The organism is Pseudoalteromonas sp. 19-MNA-CIBAN-0066 (assembly GCF_040308705.1).
Classification (GTDB): domain Bacteria; phylum Pseudomonadota; class Gammaproteobacteria; order Enterobacterales; family Alteromonadaceae; genus Pseudoalteromonas; species Pseudoalteromonas nigrifaciens.
This window is the reverse complement of record NZ_JBEONZ010000311.1, coordinates 1-252: the sequence shown is the minus strand read 5'-3', so window position 1 is coordinate 252 and position 252 is coordinate 1. Positions and strand designations below refer to the sequence as shown.

Annotated in this window: 1 protein-coding gene; it reads left to right on the top strand. The window is 33.3% G+C overall.

Annotated features, from left to right (window positions below; all coding sequences use genetic code 11):
* Positions 1 to 224 (top strand): EAL domain-containing protein (locus tag AAEZ18_RS19250; RefSeq protein WP_352256039.1); only part of this gene is annotated, 224 nt, incomplete at its 5' end.
* Positions 225 to 252 lie beyond the last annotated feature (28 nt).

Sequence of the window (252 nt, the reverse complement as noted above, 5' to 3'; positions counted from 1 at the left end):
CTCTTGGAGCGGATAAAGATACGAAAGAACGAAAGCTTTTAGATACCATTATCAAAGTTTGTTATGACTTAGGCAAAAAAGTGGTAGTAGAGGGGGTAGAAGATGAAAAGCTAATTACACACTTATCTAGATATAAAGGTATTAGGATTCAAGGATACTTTTTCTCAAAGCCGCTTCCTGTTGACCAACTTATTGAATATATTCGAGCCATACAATACAAATAATATTAGTAATTTATGTTGTCCTCTAAAG